This is a genomic window from Halomonas sp. LMYGS-3, assembly GCF_059509875.1.
This window is the reverse complement of sequence record NZ_JCAKFQ010000001.1, coordinates 435,406-457,646: the sequence shown is the minus strand read 5'-3', so window position 1 is coordinate 457,646 and position 22,241 is coordinate 435,406. Positions and strand designations below refer to the sequence as shown.

The window sequence follows — 22,241 nt, the reverse complement described above, 5'->3', positions numbered from 1 at the left end:
CCGCAGGCCGGCCGCACATTCGTCGACCGACACAGGACAGATCGCATGGCCAGCAGAGTCACCTTCATCGGCGCCGGCAACATGGCCAGCGCCATCATCGGCGGCATGATCGACAACGGTTTCTCGCCGTCCGCCATCACCGCCACCTCGCCCAGCGACGCCTTCCTCGCCCCGCTGCACGAGCGCTTCGGCATCCACACCAATACCGACAATGCCGCCGCCGTCAGCCAGGCCGATGTGGTGGTGCTGGCGGTGAAGCCCCAGGTGATGCGCGACGTCTGCGAGGGCTTGCGTGACGTGGTCCAGCGCCGCCGTCCGCTGATCATCTCGGTGGCCGCCGGCCTCGATGCCGAGGCACTCGACCGTTGGCTGGGTGGCGACCTGGCGGTGGTACGCTGCATGCCCAATACGCCCTCGCTGGTCGGCGCCGGCGCCGCCGGACTCTTCGCCAATGCCAACGTCAGCGATGAGCAGCGCCGGGTCGCCACCGAGCTGCTGGAGGCCGTGGGCGTGGTCGAATGGGTCGCGGAAGAGCCTCTGCTCGATGCCGTGACCGCGGTATCCGGCAGCGGCCCGGCCTACTTCTTCCTGATGTTCGAGGCGATGGAGGAGGCCGGCGTATCGCTCGGGCTGCCCGCCGAGACCGCCCGCCGCCTGGCGATGCAGACGGCGCTGGGGGCAGCGAAGATGGCCCAGCAGAGTGACAAGACCCCGGCCGAGCTCAAGCGCAATGTGATGTCCCCCGGCGGCACCACCGAGCGCGCCATCGAGCACCTGGAGAGCGCCGGCCTGCGCCGGATCATGGGGGAGGCGCTGGACGCCTGTGCCGCCCGCGCGCGCGAAATGGCCGACGAGCTCGGCAAGCGTTAACCCGGCATATATTCACGAGACATGGAGGTGCCCTGATGGGCAGTCAATTGGGAAGTGCCGGCCTGCTGCTGGTCAACACCCTCATCAACATCTACCTGTTCCTGCTGATGCTGCGCTTCCTGCTGCAGGCGTCGCGGGCCGACTACTACAACCCCATCAGCCAGTCGGTGGTGAAGATCACCCAACCGGCGGTGCGCCCCTTTCAGGGCTTCCTGGGGCCGGTGATGAACCGCTTCGACATGGCCACCCTGGCGGCAGGCTTCGTGATCAAGGCGGTGAGCATCCTGGTCATCCTGCAGGTGGCCGGCTTCGGCATGCCACCACTCGGCGGGGTCGCGATCGGTGCCATCGCGGCGCTGGCCAACGCCATCCTGAAGATCTACTTCTTCGCGCTGATCGTGATGATCATCCTCAGTTGGGTCGCCCCCAACGCCAGCCACCCCGGCGCCCTGCTGGTGATGCAACTGGTCGAGCCGATCATGGCCCCGCTACGCAAGGTGATCCCGCCGCTGGGCATGATCGACCTCTCGCCCATCGTGGCCTTCATCGCCATCAGCATCATCGATGGTATCGTGGTCGGCTCGTTGACCCGCGCGGCCGGTATTTCCGGCGCTCTGGTCGGCCTCTGAGCCGGGACGCCATGACAACAGGCACCACGCAACGACTGGACACCGAACGACTGATGCCCGAGCTTCCGCGCGACTCGGTCGGCCTGGTGACGCCGCAGACGGCGCACTTCGACGACCCCCTGGCCCTGGCCTGCGGCAAGACGCTGCCGGCCTACGACCTCGTCTTTGAAACCTATGGAACGCTCAACGCCGAGCGCTCCAATGCGGTGCTGATCTGCCACGCCCTCTCCGGGCACCACCACGCCGCCGGCTATCACAGCGCCGACGAGCGCAAGCCCGGCTGGTGGGACGCCCATATCGGCCCCGGCAAGTCCATCGATACCGATCGCTTCTTCGTGGTCTCGTTGAACAACCTGGGCGGCTGCCACGGCAGTACCGGCCCCAACAGCGAGAATCCCGAGACCGGTCGCCAGTGGGGGCCGGACTTCCCCATGATGACGGTGAGCGACTGGGTTCACAGCCAGGCGCGGCTGGCCGACCGCCTGGGCATCGAGCGCTTCGCCGCGGTGATCGGCGGGAGTCTCGGCGGCATGCAGGCACTGCAGTGGGCGCTGGCCTACCCCGAACGGATCGCCAACGCCGCGGTGATCGCCGCCACCCCCAAGCTGTCGGCTCAGAACATCGCCTTCAACGAGGTGGCGCGCCAGGCGATCCGCTCCGACCCGGACTTCCACGACGGCTGGTATGCCGAGCAGGGCAAGGTGCCCCGTCGCGGCCTCAAGCTGGCGCGCATGGTGGGTCATATCACCTACCTCTCCGAGGACGCCATGGGCAGCAAGTTCGGCCGCGACCTGCGCGCCGACGACCTCAACTTCGGCTACGACGTGGAGTTCCAGGTGGAGTCCTACCTGCGCTATCAGGGCGACACCTTCTCCACCTCCTTCGACGCCAACACCTACCTGCTGATGACCAAGGCACTGGACTACTTCGACCCGGCCGCGGCCCACGCCGGCGACCTGGCCCGGGCCCTGGCGCCGGCGGCCTGCCCCTTCCTGGTGATCAGCTTCACCACCGACTGGCGCTTCCCGCCGTCGCGCTCGCGGGAACTGGTCAACGCCCTGATCCGTGCCGGCAAGGCGGTCAGCTACGCCAACATCGACTCGCCCCACGGCCACGACGCCTTCCTGATGCCCGAGCCCCGCTACCAGTCGGTGTTCGCCGCCTTCATGGCTCGCGTGGCTCGCGACCTCGGCCTGGAGGACCGCCCATGATGCGTGCCGACTTCAAGCTGATCCACGACTGGGTGCCCGAGGGGGCCCACATCCTCGACCTGGCCTGCGGCGACGGCACCCTGTTGGCCGCCCTGGCCCGGGACAAGAACGTTACCGGCTACGGCCTGGAGATCGACCCGGAAGGCATCACCGCCTGCATCGGACGCGGTGTCAATGTCATCGAACAGAACCTCGACGAGGGGCTGGCCAACTTCGAGGACGACGCCTGTGACCTGGTGATCATGACCCAGGCGCTGCAGGCCCTGCGCCGTCCCGACCGCATGCTCGACGAGATGCTGCGGGTGGCGAACGAGTGCATCATCACCTTCCCCAACTTCGCCTACTGGCGACACCGCGCCTACCTCGGCCTCAAGGGCTACATGCCGGTCTCGAAGTCGCTGCCCCACGCCTGGTACGACACCCCGAACATCCACCTGTCGACCTTCAACGACTTTGAACAACTCTGCCGCGACAAGGGTCTGATCATCGTCGACCGGGCGGTGGGCATCGGCGACCATGAGGGACACTGGACCTCGCGATGGTGGCCCAACCTGTTCGGCGAGATCGCCATCTTCCGCGTCAGCCGTCGCGGCGACTGATGCCGGAGGCAGACAACGCGCGGCACAAGACCGAGGGCATGTCATGATCCCACGATTCCTTCTCGGCCTGGCCCTGGGGTGGCTGATGCTGCTCGCACTGCCGCTGCAGGCCCAACAGTTCGAACAGGTCGGCGACTACCAGATCCACTACAGCGCAGTGAACACCAGCTTCCTGCCCCGGGAGGTGGCAGAGGCACACCGCATCCAGCGCAGCCAGGTGATGGCGCTGCTCAATGTCAGCGTGCTCGAGGAGCAGGAGGACGGCACGACCCGCGTCGTGCCGGCCACCGTCAACGGGCGGGTCAGCGAGTTGGGAGGCACGGACGGCGAACCCCTCGCCTTCCGCACCCTGCGCAGCGCCGACAGCGTGTCGCAGATCGCGGTCTTCCGCATCCGTGACGACGCGCCCATGCGCTTCGACCTCGAGGTGCGCTACGACCGCAATCGGGAGCCGGCGGAAGTCAGCTTCATCCAGCGCTTCTACATCGACAGGTAACCCTGCGGATGAGTGGACCCATGCCGGCGAACCCGGCCTCCCTGGAGCTGGCGTTGGATGCGTGCCGTCACCGGGACGCCGCCGGCTTTCACCGGCTTCGGCAGGTCGTCGTGCCCCTGATGCTGGCCACCGCCTTCCACTTCCTGCGGGATGTCCGACAGGCCGAGGACGTGGTGCACGACACCCTCCTGCTGGCCTGGCTCAATGCCAGGCGCTTCCGTGCCGATGGCACGCCTCCCGGCCCCTGGCTCTTCACCATCCTCGGCAGCCGGCTGCACAGCCAGCTCGAGGCCCTGACCGCCGCCCCGCCTGCGTCCATCCGGACGGTCCCGACCGGGCTGCAGGGCCAGGCACTCTGGACGCTCTCCCACCAGTTGGAGCCGCAGGCCCCCAGCCCGTCACTGAACGATCGCCTGACCGAGTCGCTGTCGGCGCAGCTGGCGGCTTCCCGGCTGCCGAGAACTCCCACCGGGGAACTGGTGCATCCACCGCTCTACGACCCCAGGCTTCGCCGCAAGATGCTGACCTCCCGGCTCGCCTACCGGGCCAAGATGTCCTTTCAGCACACCCTGGGACGCCCCCTGGAAGACTGGCTGTTCCAGCGCTGGCTCGCCCAGCGCGCCGGCAGTCGCTGGCTGGAGGCCCAGGGCTTGCCACGGCGCAGTGTCGAGACCACCCTGGGGGAGCGCCTGGATCTCGAGGTGAATCCCGGCCAGCTGACGCGCTGCCTCAGCTATCCGGATGCCTTTCCCAACCGGGTAGAGCGACGCAAGGCGTCGAACCTCTTCCTGTGGTCCGGGGACTGGGACCGGCCCCGCCACTATCTCGCCGACAGCAGCCGCACCCACTTCATCCTCGATCTCTGGACCCATCGACTCGACCCGAGCCGCAGCGAGACCTTCCGGCGGCTCGAGCGGCAACGGGAACAGGGCCGCCCGCTGCTCTCCCACCACAAGGGAATGCTCCTGGACAGCCGCGAGCGCAACCTCGAGTACCTGCGGCTCTATCTGCTGTACATGGAGAACATGGCCTGCTTCGGCTTCGACAGGCACGCAGGCAAGGACCGGCTCGGGGCGGCCATCGATCGCCACGGCAGACTCCTCAAGACCAACAAGGGGCTGCATCGGCTGGCAATGGCACAGGTACTGGGCCTGCCCGTGGTCACGCTCAGGGTCCGCAGCGTTCACCGCCAGTGGTGGCAGCGCCACGCCGGGCACGCGCAGGGCCGGGAGGCCCTGGAGCGCGTGGCGCGGGCCCTGGCGGATTGCGTGCCGGATCGATCCCCCTCTTAGTCGACGCCGAGGGGAGCCGCCACCTGCCGGTCGAGTGATACCGGCAATACGCCGCCAAGGCGAATCGCCAGCGGCACGCCGTCACCGCAGAGGATCTCGCAGCGGTGCGCCAGTACCTCGACGCCACGGCCCGCCACGTCACGCAGCGTCGCCGCATAGGCCGGGTCCAGGTGGTCGGCCGGGGCCACGTCGGGGATGCCCTCGTGGGCCACGCAGAACAGCAGCACGGCGCGCTGGCCCCGGGCGGCGAGCTCGGCCAGCACTTCCAGGTGCTTCCTGCCGCGCACGCTCACCGCATCGGGGAAGTAACCATGGCCATCGGTTTCTCTCAGCGTCACCTGCTTGACCTCGACGAAGGCCGTGCCGCGCACCGGATCGTCGAGGCGAAAGTCCAGCCGACCCCCATCGACCCGCGCCTCGCGCCGCAGGTCCCGGTAGCCCGCGAGTGCCGGTACCCGCCCCTCGCGCAGCGCCTCCTCGACGATGCGGTTGGCCCGGCCGGTCTGCACCGAGGCCAGGGCCCACGAGTCGTCGGGCTGGGGCAGCGCGATCAGCTCCCAGGTCCACGCCAGCTTGCGCGTCGGGTTGTCGCTGGGCGAGAGCCAGACCCGGCAGCCCGGCACGTTCACCGCCCGCATCGAGCCGGTATTGGGGCAGTGCGCCACCACCTCGCGGCCATCGTCGAGGCGCACGTCGGCGAGAAAGCGCTTGTAGCGACGCAGCAGGGTGCCGGGCACCAGTGTCGGGTAATCCATGCCGCCTCCTACTGCCGCGCCAGGAAGCGCGCGAGGCGGCTCACCGCCTCCTCCAGGCGCGCGATGCCGGTGGTGAAGGCGATGCGTACGTGATGCTCGCCACCGGCGAGGGCGAAGTCGATGCCCGGGGTGATGGCGACGTTCTCCTCCTCGAGCAGCCGCCGGCAGAAGGCCTGGCTGTCGTCGCTATAGCGCGAGATGTCGAGCCACAGGTAGAAGGCGCCCTGGGGCGGCAGCGAGGGCACCAACCCCAGCCGGGCGAGACCGGCCAGCAGGGCATCGCGGCGGCGCCCGAGCTCGGCGCGGCGCGCCTCGAGGAGCTCGCGGCACACGGGGTCGAAGGCGGCCAGGGCCGCGTGCTGGGCCGGCGTCGGCGCAGCCAGGAAGACGTTCTGGGCCAGCCGGGTCAGCGGCTCCACCGCGCCCTCCGGCGCCAGCAGCCAGCCCAGGCGCCAGCCGGTCATGCCGAAGTACTTGGAGAAGCTGTTGACCACGAAGGCGTCCGCGGTGAGCGATGCCACCGACAGCGGTGCCAGGTCGTAGCAGAGCCCCTGGTAGATCTCGTCCACCAGCAGATGCCCCCCGCGCGCCGCCACGCCATCGACCACCCCGGCCAGTTGCGCGGCATCGAGCATATGACCGGTGGGGTTCGACGGCGTGGCGAGCATCGCCAGCCGAGTGTCATCGCGCCAGTGGCGGGCGACCAGCCCGGCATCCAGCTGCCAGCCGCTCTCCGGCCCCACCGGCACGGCGTCCACCTCGGCCCCGGCGAGGGCCATGAAGTGGCGGTTGCAGGGGTAGTTGGGGTCGGCCATCAGCACCCGGTCGCCGGGGCCGACCAGCAGCTGGCTGGCCAGCAGCAGGGCTCCCGACGCCCCCGGGGTGACCAGGACCCGGGCCGGGTCGACCACGGCGCCGAAGTGCTCGCCGTAGTGGCCGGCGATCGCCTCGCGCAGCGCCGGCAGCCCCGCCGCCGGCGTATAGCGGGTGTGCCCCGCCGCCAGCGCCTCCCGGCCCGCGGCAACCACCGGCTCGGGGGTAGGGAAATCGGGCTCGCCCACCTCCAGGTGGATCACATCGTGCCCGGCCGCTTCGCGGGCCTGGGCGATCTCCAGCAGGCTCATCACCCGGAAGGGGGCGACCCGCTCGACGCGCGAACTCCACGCCATGACTGGCTCCTGTGCATGAATGATCGACCGGAAGGGCATTCTTTCGCCGCCGCGCGGTCCAAGGGGACATTGTACCGACTTTGGTGGTACCCGCGCAGGCCGTGCGCCCCGGGGGAGTTGCAATGCCTGCGTTTTTCCGCTAAACAAGCATCCTTTTGGCGTGAGATACCTTGCACCACGGCAGGTATTGATCAGCAGTCACTACAGTAACGAGGCAATCCCATGCCAGTAGCAGAAAAGAAGACGGAAGCGCCCAAGAAATTCACCCCGTACGAGCCGGCGCCGGGTGAAGAGTACATGAACGAGCAGCAGCTGGAGCACTTCCGACAGATCCTGCTGGGCTGGAAACAGGAATTGATGGAGGAGGTGGACCGCACGGTACGCCACCTGCAGGAAGAGGCCAACAACTACGCCGACCCGGCCGACCGCGCCACCCAGGAAGAGGGCTTCAGCCTGGAGCTGCGCACCCGGGACCGCGAGCGCAAGCTGCTCAAGAAGATCAACGAGACCCTCGAGAAGATCGACGAGGACGACTACGGGTTCTGTGAGGCGTGTGGCGTCGAGATCGGCATCCGCCGTCTCGAGGCTCGCCCCACCGCTACCCTCTGCGTCGACTGCAAGACGCTGGCCGAGCTCAAGGAAAAGCAGCTGGGCGGCTGATCTGGCCATGCCGATCGTCTTGCAGCAACGGCCGTGCAACGGGCACCCCTGGGTGCCCGTTTGCATGTCTGACGCGCAGCAGTGGAGCCAGCCATGACACTCTACCGCGGTCGCTTCGCCCCGACCCCCTCGGGGCCACTGCACTTCGGCTCGCTGGTGGCGGCGCTGGCCAGCTTCCTCGATGCCCGCCGGGCCGGGGGTGAGTGGCTGCTGCGCATCGAGGACATCGACCCCCCGCGCTGCCCGCCCGGGGCGGCCGAGACCATCCTGCGCCAGCTCGAGGCCTGCGGCCTGCACTGGGACGGCCCGGTCCGCTGGCAGCACGATCGCGACGACGCCTATGCGGCGGCACTGGCCCGGCTCGAGGCACTGGGCCTGGCCTACCCCTGCAGCTGCTCGCGCAAGCAGTGGCGTGACCACGCCATCTACCCTGGCTGGTGTCGCGATGGGCGGCGGACACCCGGCAAGCCGGTGGCCTGGCGGCTGCGCAGCGATCTCGGCCGGCGCCCGCTCGCCTGGCAGGACCGGCTGTTCGGCGAGCAGCGCTTCGACCCGGCCGACCTAGGCGATGTGGTCCTCCAGCGAAAGGACGGTCTCTGGGCCTACCAGCTGGCGGTGGTGGTGGACGACGCCGACCAGGGCATCACCGACGTGGTACGCGGTTTCGACCTGCTCGACAACACCCCCTGGCAGCGCCAGCTGCAGCACGCCCTGGGGCTGCCCGAACCGCGCTACCTGCACCTGCCGCTGATCATGAACGACGACGGCCAGAAGCTCTCCAAGCAGAACCTGGCCCCGCCGCTGCCGCTGGGGGAAGACGCGGTGCGGCCGCTGCTGCACCGGGCGCTGACGGCCCTGGACCAGCGACCGCCCGCGGAGCTCGCCACGGCCCCGGTGGGCGAACAGCTCGCCTGGGCCATCGGCGCCTGGGGTGTCGCTCGTATCCACCCTCATCCCGAGCGCCCGGCCACCGTTGCCAACCCCTGACCGCGAGGAGGGTATCGTGTACGTCTATCGCCTCATGCTCTTCCTGGTCTTCGGCGGCTACCTGCTCTCGCCGCTGCTGATGAGTGGCTGGGCCAGCCCCGGGGTGGCCTGGTACCGTCCCTTCCTCATCTGGGGTGTCCTGATCGCCCTGACCCTGTGGCTGGAGCAGAAGAGGAAGCTCGATGAACGCTAGCCTGGCCAGCCTGCTGGCCCTGGGGATCGGCTACCTGCTGCTGCTGTTCCTCTGTGCCCTGGCGGTGGAGCGCGGCTGGATACCGACACGCATCGCCCGCCACCCGGCGGTCTACACCCTGGCGCTGGGGGTCTACGCCAGTGCCTGGGCGATCTACGGCAGCCTGGAACTGGCCAGCAACGCCGGTTTCGGCTACCTGGCCTACTACCTCGGGGTGGCCGGCGCCTTCCTGCTCGCCCCGGTGCTGCTGGTGCCGATCCAGCGCCTGAGCCGCACCTACCAACTCTCCTCGCTCGCCGACCTCTTCGCCTTTCGCTTCCGCTCGCGCTGGGTCGGCACCCTGGTCACCCTGGTCAGCCTGCTGGCGGTGATGCCGCTGCTGGCGTTGCAGGTACAGACCATGGGTGACGCCATCTTCCTGATGACCGGGGCCGCCTCGCCGTCGCTGCTGGCGCTGGCCTTCTGCATGCTGATCGCCCTGTTCACCATCCTCTTCGGCGCCCGCCACACCCGGCTGCATGCCCGCCACGACACCCTGCTCGTCACCATCGCCCTGGAGTCGGCGGTCAAGCTCGGCGCCATGCTGGCGCTAGGGGCCTTCGCCCTGTTCGTCGTCTTCGACGGCCCCGCCGACCTCCAGACCTGGCTCGACGGCCCCGGGCGTGCGGCCCAGGCCGGGGTCGAGCACCTCGACCCGGCCCAGTGGCGCACCCTGCTGCTGCTGTTCTTCGCCGCGGCCTTCCTGATGCCGCACATGTTCCATATCACCTTCGCCGAGACCCTCTCCCGGCGCACCCTGCTCCAGGCCGCCTGGACGCTGCCGCTGTTCCTGCTGCTGATGGCGCTGCCGGTGCCGTTGATCCTGTGGGCCGCCCAGCGCCTCGGGGCGGAGACCACCGGGATCGGGGCGGCCTACCTGGCCTTCGCCCTCTCGGAGTCCTGGTGGGTCGGGGCCCTGGCCTTCATCGCTGGCCTGGCGGCGGCCAGCGGTACCATGATCATCATCTCCCTGGCGCTGTCGGGGATGATCCTCAACCACCTGGTGCTGGTGGCCCACCCACCGGTGGACCAGCCCGACCTCTACCGCTGGCTGCGCTGGCTGCGCCGGGGCCTGATCGGCGCCGTGATCCTCGGCGGCTGGCTCTTCTACCGCACCATCGGGGTGAATCACGACCTCACCACCCTGGGCCTGGCCGCCTTCATCGGCATGGCCCAGTGCCTGCCGGGCATGCTGGCGCTGCTCTACTGGCCCGGGGCCAACCGCAAGGGCATGGTGTCGGGCCTCGTCGCCGGCACCCTGATCTGGCTGGCCGGCCTCTGGCCACCGCTGCTCACCGATCTGCCCCCCCTGGTGGTGCTGCCCCCGGGGCTCGAGGCGCTGTCCGGCGAGCCGGCATGGTACATCGTGACCCTGGTCTCCCTGGCGGCCAACATCCTGATCCTGATCCTGGTCTCCCTGGCCACCCGCACCTCGCCGGGCGAGCGGGCCGCCGCCGAGGCCTGCTCGGTCGACGCGGTGATCCGGCCCATGCGACTGCCGCTGGAGGCCGCCAACGGCGAGGAGTTCAAGCACCATCTGGCCCGGGCGCTGGGTGACGACGTCGCCTCGCGCGAGGTCGACCGCGCCCTGGCGGCGCTGCACCTCTCGCCGCTGGAGAGCCGCCCCTATGCGCTGCGCCGCCTGCGCGACCGCATCCAGGCCAACCTCTCCGGCCTGATGGGGCCTTCGGTGGCCCAGGACATCGTCGACCGCTACCTGCCCTACCGCCAGGATGGCGGCGACGCCACCGAAGACATCCATTTCGTCGAGAGCCGGCTGGAGGCCTACCGCTCGCGCCTGACCGGGCTGGCCCGGGAGCTCGACGGCCTGCGCCGCTACCATCGCCGCACCCTGACCCGCCTGCCCGTGGGGCTGTGCGCCTTCGGCGACGACGGCGAGCTGCTGATGTGGAACGATGCCCTCTCGGCACTCACCGGCATCCCCGGCGAGAGCGTGATCGGTGCCCGCCGCGACAGCCTGCCCGCGCCCTGGGACGAACTGCTCGGGCGCATCCTCGCCGAGCCCCACAGCCATCTCTACAAGCAACCGGTGGCCCTGGAGGGGGGGCTGCGCTACCTGACCCTGCACAAGGCCGAGCTCGAGGACGACGACGACGAGCGCGGTGGCAAGGTGATCCTGATCGAGGACCACAGCGAGATGAAGTGGCTGGAGGACGAGCTCGTGCACGCCGCCAGGCTGGCCTCGATCGGCCAGCTGGCCGCCGGGGTGGCCCACGAGATCGGCAACCCCATCACCGGCATTTCCTCGCTGGCCCAGAACCTGCGCTACGACACCGACGACCCCCAGTTGCTCGAGACCGCCGGGCAGATCCAGCAGCTCACCGACCGCGTCTCGCGCATCGTCTCGTCGTTGGTCGGCTTCGCCCACGGCGGCCGCCATGTCGCGGGCCAGCCCTTCGCCCCGGTATCGATCGCCACCATCACCGACGAGGCACTGCACTTGATCCACCTGGCCCGCTCGGGGGAGGATGTGGATTACCATAACCTCTGCCCTCCTGACCTGGAGGTCCAGGGCGACGCCCAGCGGCTGCTGCAGGTGATGATCAACCTGCTCGGCAACGCACGCGACGCCAGCGAGCCGGGCGGTCGGGTGGTCGTCGACGCTACCCCGGAAGGCGACTGGCTGCTGGTCACCGTAACCGACGAGGGCCACGGCATCGACGAGCGCGTCCGCGACCACCTGTTCGAGCCGTTCACCACCACCAAGCCGCCCGGCGAGGGTACGGGGCTCGGCCTGCCGCTGGTCTACAGCATCATCGCCGAGCATCGCGGGCAGATCGATATCGACTCCCCGCCCCCCGGGCAGTCACGCGGCACCCGCATCAGCCTCTGGCTGCCCCTCAACCGACAGGATGGTGAAAGCCCCGATGAGCCGGATTCTGATCGTTGAAGACGAAGCCATCATCCGCACCGCGCTGCGGCGGCTGCTGGAGCGCCACGACTACCGGGTCAGCGAAGCCGGCTCGGTGGCCGAGGCCCTCGCGCTCGACCCCCAGCGCTTCGACCTGGTGATCAGTGACCTGCGCCTGCCCGGCGAGCCCGGCACCGAGCTGATCAGTCGCGCCGCGCCCATTCCGGTGCTGATCATGACCAGCTACGCCAGCATGCGCTCGGCGGTGGAGGCCCTGAAGCTCGGCGCGGTGGACTATGTGGCCAAGCCATTCGATCACGACGAGCTGCTCGAGACCGTGGCGCGGGTGCTGCACCAGCAGGCCACCCGAAGCGCCGAGCCCCCCGACATCACCGAACCGGGCGGCCAGGCGCAGCAGATGATCGGCAGCTGCGCCGCCATGCAGGTGGTCTACACCCGCATCCGCAAGACCGCGCCCGCCGACGTCACGGTGCTGATCCAGGGCGAGTCGGGCACCGGCAAGGAGCTGGTGGCGCGCGCCATCCATCAGCAGAGCAGGCGCGCTACGGCACCGCTGATCTGCGTGAACTGCGCGGCGATTCCCGAAACGCTGATCGAGTCCGAGCTGTTCGGCCACGAGAAGGGGGCCTTCACCGGCGCCAGCGCCGCCCGCACCGGCCTGGTGGAGGCCGCCGACGGCGGCACCCTGTTCCTCGACGAGATCGGCGAACTGCCGCTGGATGCCCAGGCACGCCTGCTGCGCGTGCTGCAGGAGGGCGAGATCCGCAAGATCGGCTCGGTGGAAACCCGCCACGTGGACGTGCGGCTGATCGCCGCCACCCACCGTGACCTGCGCGCCCTGTCGCGCACCGGCGAATTTCGCCTCGACCTCTACTACCGCCTCAACGTGATGCAGATCGACCTGCCGCCACTGCGCGAGCGCGACGACGACATTCTCGAGATCGCCGACATCCTGCTCGACAAGGCCTGCCACCGCCACGGTCGCGAGGGGCTGCGGCTCTCCCGGGCCGCTCGGCGGACCATCCACGACTACCCCTGGCCCGGCAACGTGCGCGAACTGGAGAACGCCCTGGAGCGCGGCGTCATCCTCGCCGAAGGCCACCTGATCCACCCCGACGACCTGGGGCTAGCGCCCCCTTCACGACCGGTGGCCGCCGCCACCCCGACCAGCATCGGCGGCGCCACCGCCGCCGAATCGGCCGACGCCGAGGAGGACCTCTCGCTGGAGGACTACTTCCAGCATTTCGTGCTCGAGCATCAGGACCAGATGAGCGAGACCGAACTCGCCCAGAAGCTCGGCATCAGTCGCAAGTGCCTGTGGGAGCGTCGCCAACGGCTCGGCATCCCGCGCAAGAAGAGTCCCAAGCGCAGTGCCGGGTGAGCCAGGCACGGCCCTCCTCCGTGCCATGCCCCCGACGCCTTAGACCAAGGTGCTAGTGCCCGCGGCCGACACCGCGGGCGTGTCTTTTCCGCCTCGCGGCCCGCTTCTGCACCACTTGTTACCTTCCCACCCAGGAAGTGCCCCGCGACGGGGCCAATCCGGTAACACTCCCGCCACCCATCGATACTGCCAATCGACCCGCAATCTGCAACATCATGATTTTAAAAGGGCAAAAATGACATGGCATGCCCCCTGCTACACTATAGGGCAAGAAAAACAAATCCGGATGTCACCCACTGCCAACAACAACAACAGGGCAGCGAGGAGTGACGGGCCCGCCCGCCAACAAGAACAACACCCCGGGCCCTGGACGCTGCATACGCGACGACCGACAACAAGCACAACGGCCGAGTCGCGTGAGCCCTTCGGGTCAACAAGAACAAGACGCCCGAAGCACCGGAGCCATCAGGACGCGACGCACCAGCCTACGGCAGCCAACAAGAACAAGTGCCGTCGAGGTGCACTTCCGGCAACAACACCAACAAGCCGGAGGGAGGCATATCTTCATGCCGTCGTGGTTGGATTATTGTTTTGAATACGAGGTGGTCGCCGTCAGGAGCGTCAACAAGGACAACAACACTGCTTGCCTGAAATTCTCCTTGGTGACTGTGGTGCGTATTCAAGGCGATGCGCCATCACGAAGAAGAATCAGCAGCATGGATGCTGCAGAATTGCTTGACGGGGGAGGCCATCTGGCCTCCCCCTTCTGCTTTATTCACACCGCTTCTTCCGCGCCATCCGTGAGCGCGATACCGCCCGATGCTTTGCAAGGTGTCGGGCGTCGGCTACACTCAACGCTTTTCGTACCCCCGCGAGTCGATATCGCCGCATGTTCAAAGGATTTACCCGCTTTCTGCAGAGCCCGGGCGAGCACCTCAGATCCCTGCTCGGCCCTCAGGATGCGCCCGGCGGTAGCCCCGGGCCACGCATCATTCCGCGCCAGGAGCACCCGGTGTCGCGCCAGCACTTCAGCGATGCGGCGCTCAAGGTCCTCTATCGCCTTCACAATGCCGGCTTCGAGGCCTACCTGGTGGGTGGCTGCATCCGCGACTCACTGCTCGGCCGCATGCCCAAGGACTTCGACGTGGCGACCGACGCCACCCCGGAGCAGGTCAAGGATCTGTTTCGCAATTCGCGGATCATCGGCCGGCGCTTTCGCATCGTGCACGTGCGCTTCGGTCGCGAGGTGATCGAGGTCACCACCTTCCGCGGTAAGCCGGGCGACGATCACGGCGATCACATCGCCCAGCAGTCCGACGACGGCCTGCTGCTGCGCGACAACGTCTGGGGCAACATCCAGGAAGACGCCCTGCGTCGCGACTTCACCGTCAATGCCCTCTACTACAGCATCGCCGACTTCTCGATCCATGACTTCGCCGATGGTGTACACGATATCGAGGCGCGCACCCTGCGCCTGATCGGCGATCCGGCCACCCGCTATCGGGAAGACCCGGTGCGCATGCTGCGCGCGGTGCGCTTCGCCGCCAAGCTCGAGTTCCGCATCGCCCCCGAGAGCGAGGCACCGATCCGCGAGCACGCCTCACTGCTGCTGCAGATCCCGCCGGCACGGCTATTCGACGAGATACTCAAGCTGTTCATGGCCGGCCACGGTGTCGACACCTTCCACCTGCTGCGCCACTACGGCCTGTTCGCCATGCTCTTCCCCGAAGCCGACGAGGCCATGGCCGAGCTGCCCTGGGCCGAGCGTCTGGTCGAGCTGGCACTGGAAAGTACCGACCGTCGCGTCGCCGAGGAGCGCCCGGTCACGCCGGCCTTCCTCTTTGCCGCCCTCCTCTGGGGGCCGGTACATCGGCGTCAGGCGGCCCTGGAAGCGGACGACATGCCGCCAATTCCAGCCCTGCAGGCCGCCTCCCAGCAGGTGGTGTCGCACCAGCTCCAGCACATCTCGATTCCCAAGCGCTTCAGCCTCCCGATGCGCGACATCTGGGATCTGCAGCAACGCCTGCCGCTGCGCCGCGGCCGACGCGTCTACCAGACCCGCGAGCACCCCCGCTTCCGTGCCGCCTACGACCTGCTGCTGTTGCGCGAGGCCGCCGGCGAGCTCGAACCGGAGCTCGGCGACTGGTGGACCGCCTTCCAGCAGGCCGACGAGCACGAGCAGCGGCGCCTGCTGGGCAAGGTCGGGGCCGACCCGGCCGGCAGCGGCGTGCCCCGCAAGCGGCGCCGGCGGCGACGCAAGCCCCGGGGCCCCTCGAGCGACGCATGAGCGGTCAGCGCGCCTGGATCGGCCTGGGCAGCAATCTCGACGACCCGCGCCACCAGGTCGAGCGCGCCCTGGCGGCACTCGACCGACTGCCCCTGACCCGGCGGCGTGCCGCCTCGCGGCTCTATGTCAGCCGCCCGGTCGGCCCCCAGGACCAACCCGATTTCATCAACGCCGTGGCGCTCCTCGAGACCCGCCTCTCGCCCTTGGCCCTGCTCGACCAGTTGCAGGCCCTGGAGCAGCGTCACCGCCGGGTCCGCCGGCGCCACTGGGGGCCCCGCACCCTGGACCTGGATCTGTTACTCTTCGATGATCGACGCCTGGCGCTGCCGCGCCTGACGCTGCCCCACCCCGAGATGGAGCACCGCGCCTTCGTGATGGTGCCACTGGCAGAGCTGGCCCCGTCGCTGCGACTACCCGACGGCCACCGGGTCATCGATCTGGCCAGGAAGCTGGACGACGGCAGCCTACGCCCGGTGTTACCCACTGCCTGACACGGCCACCCCGAGTGTTACCTATCGACACTCCGGGGCGGTTCGGGTAACAATTGCAGGTTACACCCGAGACGGGGCCCGAGCAGGCCACGCCGACGACAACATGAGAGCACGCCATGAAAACCGTCACCCTGAGCACGCTGCAGGCCTTCAAGCGCGGCGGTGAGCCTTTCAGCTGCCTGACCGCCTATGATGCCTCCTTCGCCCGCGCCGCGGGCGGCGCCGGGATCGAGGTCCTGCTGGTGGGCGACTCCCTGGGCATGGTCCTGCAGGGCCACGCCAGCACCCTGCCGGTGACCCTCGCCGAGATCTGCTACCACACCCGCTGCGTGGCGCGCGGCAAGGAGGCGAGCCTGCTGATGGCCGACCTGCCGTTCATGAGCAACTCGAGCCCCGAGCGCCTGCTGCAGGACGCCGCCGAGCTGATGCGCGCCGGCGCCGAACTGGTCAAGGTGGAAGGCGAGGCCTGGATGGCCGACGGCATCCGCGAGCTGACCCGCCGCGGCGTGCCGGTCTGCGCTCACCTGGGCCTGACCCCCCAGTCGGTCTATCAGCTCGGCGGCTACAAGGTGCAGGGCCGGGATACCGAGCAGGCGACCCGCATCCTCGAGGATGCCCGCACCCTGGTGGAGGCCGGCGCCTCGGCGATCCTGCTGGAATGCGTGCCGGCGAGCCTCGGGCGCGCGGTGAGCGAGGCCCTCGACGTGCCGGTGATCGGCATCGGCGCCGGCCCCGACACCGACGGCCAGATACTCGTGATGCACGACGTCCTGGGCGTGACCCAAGGCCGCACCCCGCGCTTCGTCAAGAATTTCCTGGTGGAGGCCGACGACATCCAGGGTGCCTTCCGCCGCTACCACGAGGACGTCAAGGCCCGGCGCTTCCCGGCCGAGGAACACTGCTTCTAGGAGGCCGCCCGATGCGTACCCTGCATGAGATCGCCACCCTGCGCGAGGCCCTCGACGATCGCCGTCGACGTGGCCTGCGCATCGGCCTGGTGCCCACCATGGGCAACCTGCACGCCGGCCACCTGGCGCTGGTGGAGAGCGCCCGCCGCCACGCCGATGTGGTGGTGGCCACCATCTTCGTCAATCCGATGCAGTTCGGTCCGAACGAGGACCTGGACGCCTACCCCCGCACCCTCGCCGACGACCAGCAGAAGCTCGCCGGCGCCGGCTGCGACCTGCTGTTCGCCCCGGCGACCGCCACGATCTACCCTCGCCGCCTGGAGGCCCAGACGCAGATCCGGGTCCTCGAGGTCAGCGAGGGGCTGTGCGGCGGCTCGCGCCCGGGGCACTTCGACGGCGTCGCCACCATCGTCGGCATGCTCTTCAACCTGGTGCAGCCCCAGGTGGCCTGCTTCGGCGAGAAGGACTACCAGCAACTGGCGGTGATCCGTCGCCTGGTCGCCGACCTCCACTTCCCCATCGAGATCGTCGGCGTCCCCATCGTGCGCGCCAATGACGGCCTCGCACTGTCGTCGCGCAACGGCTATCTCGACCCGGAGCAGCGGGCCATCGCCCCGCGTCTCTATCGAACACTGGAGGAGCTGCGCCAGGCACTGGAGGCAGGCGAGCCGATCGAGACCACCCTGGCAGCGGGCCTGGCCCGTCTGCGCGATGCCGGCTTCGTGCCCGACTACCTGGAACTGCGCGCTCCCGACCTGGGCCCGATCACCCCGGCGACCCGCGAGGCCAGACTGCTCGCTGCCGCCCGGCTCGGCCCGACCCGACTGATCGACAACCTGACCCTGACCCTGCCGCACTGAGTCCGCGGCGACGGCAAGAGAGGATATCCCTGCCCATGCTGACCATCATGCTCAAGGCCAAGCTGCACATGGCCCGTGTCACCCACGCCGTCCTCAACTACGAGGGCTCCTGCGCCATCGACGGCGACCTGCTGGACATGTCCGGCATCCGCGAGAACGAACAGATACAGATCTACAACGTCGAGAACGGCCAGCGCTTCACCACCTATGCCATCCGCGCCGAGGAGGGCTCGCAGGTCATCTCGGTGAACGGGGCGGCGGCCCATCTCGCCGGCGTCGGCGACCGGGTGATCATCTGCAGCTATGCCCACTACAGTGAAGCCGAGCTCGAGGCCCACCAACCGGCCCTGGTCTACCTGCAGGAAGGCAACGCCGTCAGCCACACCAGCAATGCCATCCCCGTCCAGCTGGCCTGAGCCCGGTGGCCGGCGGTGCCGCCGATGCCTTCCTGCATCGCGCGCCACCTCCCGCTATACTGAGTGATCCGGGCATCGCCCCCATTTGGGCATTGCCGCTGCGCACAAGAGTCCCCTATGCTGGCGGGACTACCGCCCGCGACTGACCTCAGGAGTAACTCCTCATGCAAGAAGTGGTGATCGTTGCAGCACGCCGCACCGCCGTCGGTGCCTTCGGTGGCTCCCTGGCCGGCATTCCCGCCAGCGACCTCGGGGCCCTGGTGATCAAGGACATCATGGCCAGCACCGGCGTCGCCGCCGACCAGGTCGACGAAGTGCTGCTCGGCCAGGTGCTCACCGCCGGGGTCGGCCAGAACCCCGCCCGCCAGGCCGCCATCAAGGCCGGCCTGCCGGATACCGTGCCCGCCATGACCATCAACAAGGTCTGCGGATCAGGCCTCAAGGCCCTGCACCTGGCCACCCAGGCGATCCGCTGCGGCGACGCGGAGCTGATCATTGCCGGCGGCCAGGAGAACATGTCGGCCTCGCCACACGTGCTGCCCAACTCGCGCAACGGCCAGCGCATGGGCGACTGGAAGGCCATCGACACCATGGTCCACGACGGCCTGTGGGACGCCTTCAACAACTACCACATGGGTATCACCGCCGAGAACCTGGCCGAGAAGTACGGCATTACCCGCGAGGCCATGGACGAGTTCGCCGCCGGCTCTCAGCAGAAGGCCGCCGCCGCCATCAGGGAAGGCAAGTTCAAGGGCCAGATCGTGCCGGTCGAGATTCCCCAGCGCAAGGGCGACCCGGTGGTCTTCGACACCGATGAGAACCCCCGTGAAACCACGGCCGACAAGCTCGGCGGCATGCGCCCGGCCTTCAAGAAGGACGGCACCATCACCGCCGGCAACGCCTCCTCCCTCAACGACGGCGCCGCCGTGGTGATGATCTGCTCCGCCGAGAAGGCCCAGGCACTAGGCCTCGAGCCCCTGGCCCGCATCAAGGCCTACAGCAACGCCGGCGTCGACCCGGCGATCATGGGCATCGGCCCGGCACCGGCCACCCGCCGCTGCCTCGAGAAGGCCGGCTGGAGCCTCGACGACCTGGACCTGATCGAGGCCAACGAGGCCTTCGCCGCCCAGGCGCTGTCGGTCAACAAGGAACTCGGCTGGGACACCTCCAAGGTCAACGTCAACGGCGGCGCCATCGCGCTGGGTCACCCGATCGGCGCCTCGGGCTGCCGCATCCTGGTCACCCTGCTGCACGAGATGATCGCCCGCGACGCCAAGAAGGGCCTGGCGACCCTGTGCATCGGCGGTGGGCAGGGCGTCGCACTCGCGATCGAGCGGTAAGCACATACCGTCATCCTAGCGGCGCCGGGGACAGGTCGGAGCGGAGGTCTTTTTCCAGGGAAGGAAAAAGTAGCGCCCAGGGAGGGGTTCACAGCGCCTCCGCGTAGGCCTGTCGCCGGGTAAGCCGCGACGATCAAACGAAAACCGCCGCCAGGGCATGGTCCTGGCGGCGGTTTTTCTTACGGCTTAAAGCTTACGGCTTACGGCTCACAGCTGGGGCTCGGCGGCCTCCTCGGCCTCGAAGGCGGCCTTCTCTTCCGGGGTGATCTCCTTGATGGTGAGCTTCACCCGGTTGCGGTTGTCGATGTCGAGCACCTTGACCACGATCTCGTCGCCCTCGTTGAGGAAGTCGCGCACGTCGTTGACCCGCTCGGGCACGATCTGCGAGATATGCACCAGGCCGTCGGTCCCCGGCATGATGTTGACGAAGGCGCCGAAGTCGGCGATGCGCACCACCTTGCCGCGATAGAGCTTGCCGATCTCCGCCTCGGCGGTGATCGCCAGCACGGTATCGATGGCCTTCTTGGCTGCCGCCTTGTCCTCGGCGTAGATGCGCACGGTGCCGTCGTCATCGAGGTCGATGGAGGCGCCGGTGTCCTCGCAGATCTTGCGGATGGTGGCACCACCCTTGCCGATGACGTCGCGGATCTTCTCCGGGTCGATCTTGATGGTGGCCATGGAGGGGGCGTTCTCAGACACCTCGGCACGGCTCTGGCCGATCACCGCGTTCATCTGTTCGAGGATGTGCAGGCGTGCCTCGTTGGCCTGCTGCAGGGCGACCTCCATGATCTCCTCGTTGATGCCCTCGATCTTGATGTCCATCTGCAGGGCGGTCACCCCGGCGGCCGAGCCGGCCACCTTGAAGTCCATGTCGCCGAGGTGATCCTCGTCGCCGAGGATGTCGGTGAGCACGGCGAAGCCGTCGGCATCCTTGACCAGCCCCATGGCGATCCCCGCAACCGGCGCCTTCATCGGCACGCCCGCATCCATCAGCGCCAGCGAGGAGCCGCATACGGAGGCCATGGAACTCGAGCCGTTCGACTCGGTGATCTCGGAGACCACGCGGATGGTATAGGGGAAGTCGGCGTCGTCGGGCAGCATCGCCTGCACGCCGCGGCGCGCCAGGCGGCCGTGGCCGATCTCGCGACGCTTCGGCCCGCCCATGAAGCCGGCCTCGCCCACGCTGTACGGCGGGAAGTTGTAGTGCAGCAGGAAGCGGTCCTTGCGCTCGCCCTCCAGCGACTCGATCAGCTGGGCGTCGCGCAGGGTGCCCAGGGTGGCGATGACGATCGCCTGGGTCTCGCCGCGGGTGAAGATCGCCGAGCCATGGGTCTTGGGCAGGGTGCCCACCTCGATGGCCAGCGGTCGCACGGTCTTGTGGTCACGACCGTCGATGCGCGGCTCGCCCTTGATGACCCGGGAGCGCACCACGCGCTTCTCCAGGCCGGCGAAGGCGCCCTTGACGTCATCGGCGTCGAACTGGCCCTCCTCCTCGCCGGCGAGCTGCTCGACCGCCTCGGCCTTGAGCTCGGCGAGGGCGTCCTGGCGGGCCATCTTGTCGGTGATGCGGTAAGCCTCGCCTACCCTGGTCTCGAAGGCCTGGGCCACGGCCTCCTTGAGGGGGGTGTTTTCCGCCGGCGGCTGCCAGTCCCACTTCGGCTTGCCGGCCTCGGCGACCAGTTCGTTGATGGCCTGGATGGCGACCTGCATCTCCTGGTGGCCGTAGAGCACGGCGCCGAGCATCTCGTCCTCGAGCAACTCCTTGGCCTCGGACTCGACCATCAGCACGGCCTTCTCGGTACCGGCGACCACCATATCCAGCTCGGAGCTGGCCAGCTCCTCTACGGTGGGGTTGAGGAAGTAGCCCTTCTCCTCGTCGAAGCCCACCCGCGCGGCACCGATGGGGCCGTTGAACGGCACGCCGGAGATGGCCAGGGCCGCGGAAGTGCCGAGCAGGGCGGCGATGTCCGGGTCATGGTTGCGGTCGGTGGAGAGCACGGTGCAGATCACCTGCACCTCGTTCATGAAGCCCTTGGGGAACAGCGGGCGGATCGGGCGGTCGATCAGCCGCGAAGTGAGCGTTTCCTTCTCGGTGGGGCGCCCCTCACGCTTGAAGAAGCCCCCGGGGATCTTGCCCACCGCATAGGTCTTCTCCTGGTAGTGCACGGAGAGCGGGAAGAAGGGCTGGTTGGGGTTGGCTTCCTTCCGCGCCACCACGGTGCATAGCACCACGGTGTCGTCCATGGTGACCATCACGGCACCGGAGGCCTGGCGGGCGATGCGCCCGGTTTCCAGGGTGACGGTGCTGCGACCGTACTGAAACGTTTTCTTGACCGGATTCACGGCGACTCTTCCTTCAACTTGTCTGTGTTTGGGTCGTTTCGACTCGGCGACCATTTTAGGGGTTGACGCGCGCCAGGGCCACCATATAGCAGCGTTTCCGCCATAGCATTACCGGGCTGATCCGGCGACAGGCCTTCGAGGAGGCGCTGTAAACCCGTCCCTGGGCGCTACTTTTGCCTTCCCTGGCAAAAGACCTCCTCTCCAGCCTGCCCCCGGGGCCCCTCATGCTGCAGGCCCAAAAACGAAACGGGCAGCCCGAAGGCTGCCCGTTTCGAATGACCTGAAGAAAAGGAGGATTTCGCGTGACGAGCGACGAGAGGCTGGTTGCCGCCGGAGCGCATTGACCTCAGTGCAGACCGCTACACTGAGGATACGACCGGGCCGGCGCACCGGCACCGCCGGCGACCAACCCTTTACCAAAA

Annotated in this window: 20 protein-coding genes; 17 read left to right on the top strand and 3 right to left on the bottom strand. The window is 68.4% G+C overall.

Features of this window, described 5'->3' with window-relative positions; genetic code table 11:
* The first annotated feature begins 45 nt into the window (after positions 1–45).
* The 6 genes from proC to AC5W54_RS02165 are packed head-to-tail and all read left to right on the top strand — an operon-like array spanning position 46 to position 5,097.
* Positions 46–870, top strand: coding sequence for a pyrroline-5-carboxylate reductase (gene proC / locus AC5W54_RS02190; protein ID WP_495960425.1), 825 nt, complete (start codon positions 46–48; stop codon positions 868–870).
* Positions 871–905: 35 nt separating this feature from the next.
* Positions 906–1,499, top strand: coding sequence for a YggT family protein (locus tag AC5W54_RS02185; protein ID WP_495960424.1), 594 nt, complete (start codon positions 906–908; stop codon positions 1,497–1,499).
* Positions 1,500–1,552: 53 nt separating this feature from the next.
* Positions 1,553–2,710, top strand: a complete 1,158-nt coding sequence (metX, locus tag AC5W54_RS02180; RefSeq protein ID WP_495960439.1) for a homoserine O-succinyltransferase MetX — start codon at positions 1,553–1,555, stop codon at positions 2,708–2,710.
* Complete coding sequence (metW, locus tag AC5W54_RS02175) at positions 2,710–3,309, top strand: methionine biosynthesis protein MetW (RefSeq protein WP_495960438.1); 600 nt, start codon at positions 2,710–2,712, stop codon at positions 3,307–3,309. Before metX ends, metW begins: the two co-directional genes overlap by 1 nt.
* A gap of 43 nt (positions 3,310–3,352) precedes the next feature.
* Positions 3,353–3,805, top strand: coding sequence for a DUF4426 domain-containing protein (locus AC5W54_RS02170; RefSeq protein ID WP_495960423.1), 453 nt, complete (start codon positions 3,353–3,355; stop codon positions 3,803–3,805).
* Between the two features lie 20 nt (positions 3,806–3,825).
* Positions 3,826–5,097, top strand: coding sequence for a sigma factor (locus AC5W54_RS02165; protein ID WP_495960422.1), 1,272 nt, complete (start codon positions 3,826–3,828; stop codon positions 5,095–5,097).
* Here AC5W54_RS02165 and sfsA read toward each other — a convergent pair.
* Both sfsA and AC5W54_RS02155 read right to left on the bottom strand, forming a co-directional pair.
* Positions 5,094–5,852: a DNA/RNA nuclease SfsA gene (gene sfsA, locus AC5W54_RS02160; protein ID WP_495960421.1), complete on the bottom strand. Its 759-nt coding sequence runs from the start codon at positions 5,850–5,852 to the stop codon at positions 5,094–5,096. The two genes, AC5W54_RS02165 and sfsA, sit on opposite strands and share 4 nt — an antisense overlap.
* A gap of 8 nt (positions 5,853–5,860) precedes the next feature.
* Positions 5,861–7,021: a pyridoxal phosphate-dependent aminotransferase gene (locus tag AC5W54_RS02155; protein WP_495960420.1), complete on the bottom strand. Its 1,161-nt coding sequence runs from the start codon at positions 7,019–7,021 to the stop codon at positions 5,861–5,863.
* 222 nt (positions 7,022–7,243) lie between these two features.
* On the opposite strand from AC5W54_RS02155, the gene dksA reads away from it, so the two are divergent.
* The 11 genes from dksA to AC5W54_RS02100 all read left to right on the top strand — a co-directional run bounded on the left by dksA (position 7,244) and on the right by AC5W54_RS02100 (position 19,476).
* Positions 7,244–7,681: an RNA polymerase-binding protein DksA gene (dksA, locus tag AC5W54_RS02150; protein ID WP_421417231.1), complete on the top strand. Its 438-nt coding sequence runs from the start codon at positions 7,244–7,246 to the stop codon at positions 7,679–7,681.
* Positions 7,682–7,774: 93 nt separating this feature from the next.
* Positions 7,775–8,668 carry a tRNA glutamyl-Q(34) synthetase GluQRS gene (gene gluQRS, locus AC5W54_RS02145; RefSeq protein ID WP_495960419.1) on the top strand — a complete coding sequence of 298 codons (894 nt, stop codon included), beginning with the start codon at positions 7,775–7,777 and terminating at the stop codon, positions 8,666–8,668.
* A gap of 16 nt (positions 8,669–8,684) precedes the next feature.
* Positions 8,685–8,861, top strand: a complete 177-nt coding sequence (locus tag AC5W54_RS02140) for a hypothetical protein (RefSeq protein WP_181422133.1) — start codon at positions 8,685–8,687, stop codon at positions 8,859–8,861.
* Complete coding sequence (locus AC5W54_RS02135) at positions 8,851–11,811, top strand: ATP-binding protein (RefSeq protein WP_495960418.1); 2,961 nt, start codon at positions 8,851–8,853, stop codon at positions 11,809–11,811. The genes AC5W54_RS02140 and AC5W54_RS02135 overlap by 11 nt, the downstream gene beginning before the upstream one ends.
* Positions 11,789–13,174 (top strand): sigma-54-dependent transcriptional regulator, encoded by a 1,386-nt coding sequence (locus AC5W54_RS02130; RefSeq protein WP_495960417.1) that lies wholly within the window; start codon positions 11,789–11,791, stop codon positions 13,172–13,174. The genes AC5W54_RS02135 and AC5W54_RS02130 overlap by 23 nt, the downstream gene beginning before the upstream one ends.
* Positions 13,175–14,063: 889 nt before the next feature.
* A complete protein-coding gene (gene pcnB / locus AC5W54_RS02125) occupies positions 14,064–15,461 on the top strand; it encodes a polynucleotide adenylyltransferase PcnB (RefSeq protein WP_495960416.1) in 1,398 nt (465 codons plus the stop codon).
* A complete protein-coding gene (folK, locus tag AC5W54_RS02120) occupies positions 15,458–15,952 on the top strand; it encodes a 2-amino-4-hydroxy-6-hydroxymethyldihydropteridine diphosphokinase (protein WP_495960415.1) in 495 nt (164 codons plus the stop codon). The genes pcnB and folK overlap by 4 nt, the downstream gene beginning before the upstream one ends.
* A gap of 116 nt (positions 15,953–16,068) precedes the next feature.
* Positions 16,069–16,860, top strand: coding sequence for a 3-methyl-2-oxobutanoate hydroxymethyltransferase (gene panB / locus AC5W54_RS02115; protein WP_495960414.1), 792 nt, complete (start codon positions 16,069–16,071; stop codon positions 16,858–16,860).
* 11 nt (positions 16,861–16,871) lie between these two features.
* Complete coding sequence (gene panC, locus AC5W54_RS02110) at positions 16,872–17,720, top strand: pantoate--beta-alanine ligase (RefSeq protein ID WP_495960413.1); 849 nt, start codon at positions 16,872–16,874, stop codon at positions 17,718–17,720.
* Between the two features lie 35 nt (positions 17,721–17,755).
* A complete protein-coding gene (panD, locus tag AC5W54_RS02105; RefSeq protein ID WP_495960412.1) occupies positions 17,756–18,136 on the top strand; it encodes an aspartate 1-decarboxylase in 381 nt (126 codons plus the stop codon).
* Between the two features lie 164 nt (positions 18,137–18,300).
* A complete protein-coding gene (locus tag AC5W54_RS02100; protein ID WP_495960411.1) occupies positions 18,301–19,476 on the top strand; it encodes an acetyl-CoA C-acetyltransferase in 1,176 nt (391 codons plus the stop codon).
* Between the two features lie 207 nt (positions 19,477–19,683).
* Here AC5W54_RS02100 and pnp read toward each other — a convergent pair whose 3' ends face one another.
* Complete coding sequence (gene pnp / locus AC5W54_RS02095; protein ID WP_495960410.1) at positions 19,684–21,819, bottom strand: polyribonucleotide nucleotidyltransferase; 2,136 nt, start codon at positions 21,817–21,819, stop codon at positions 19,684–19,686.
* Positions 21,820–22,241 lie beyond the last annotated feature (422 nt).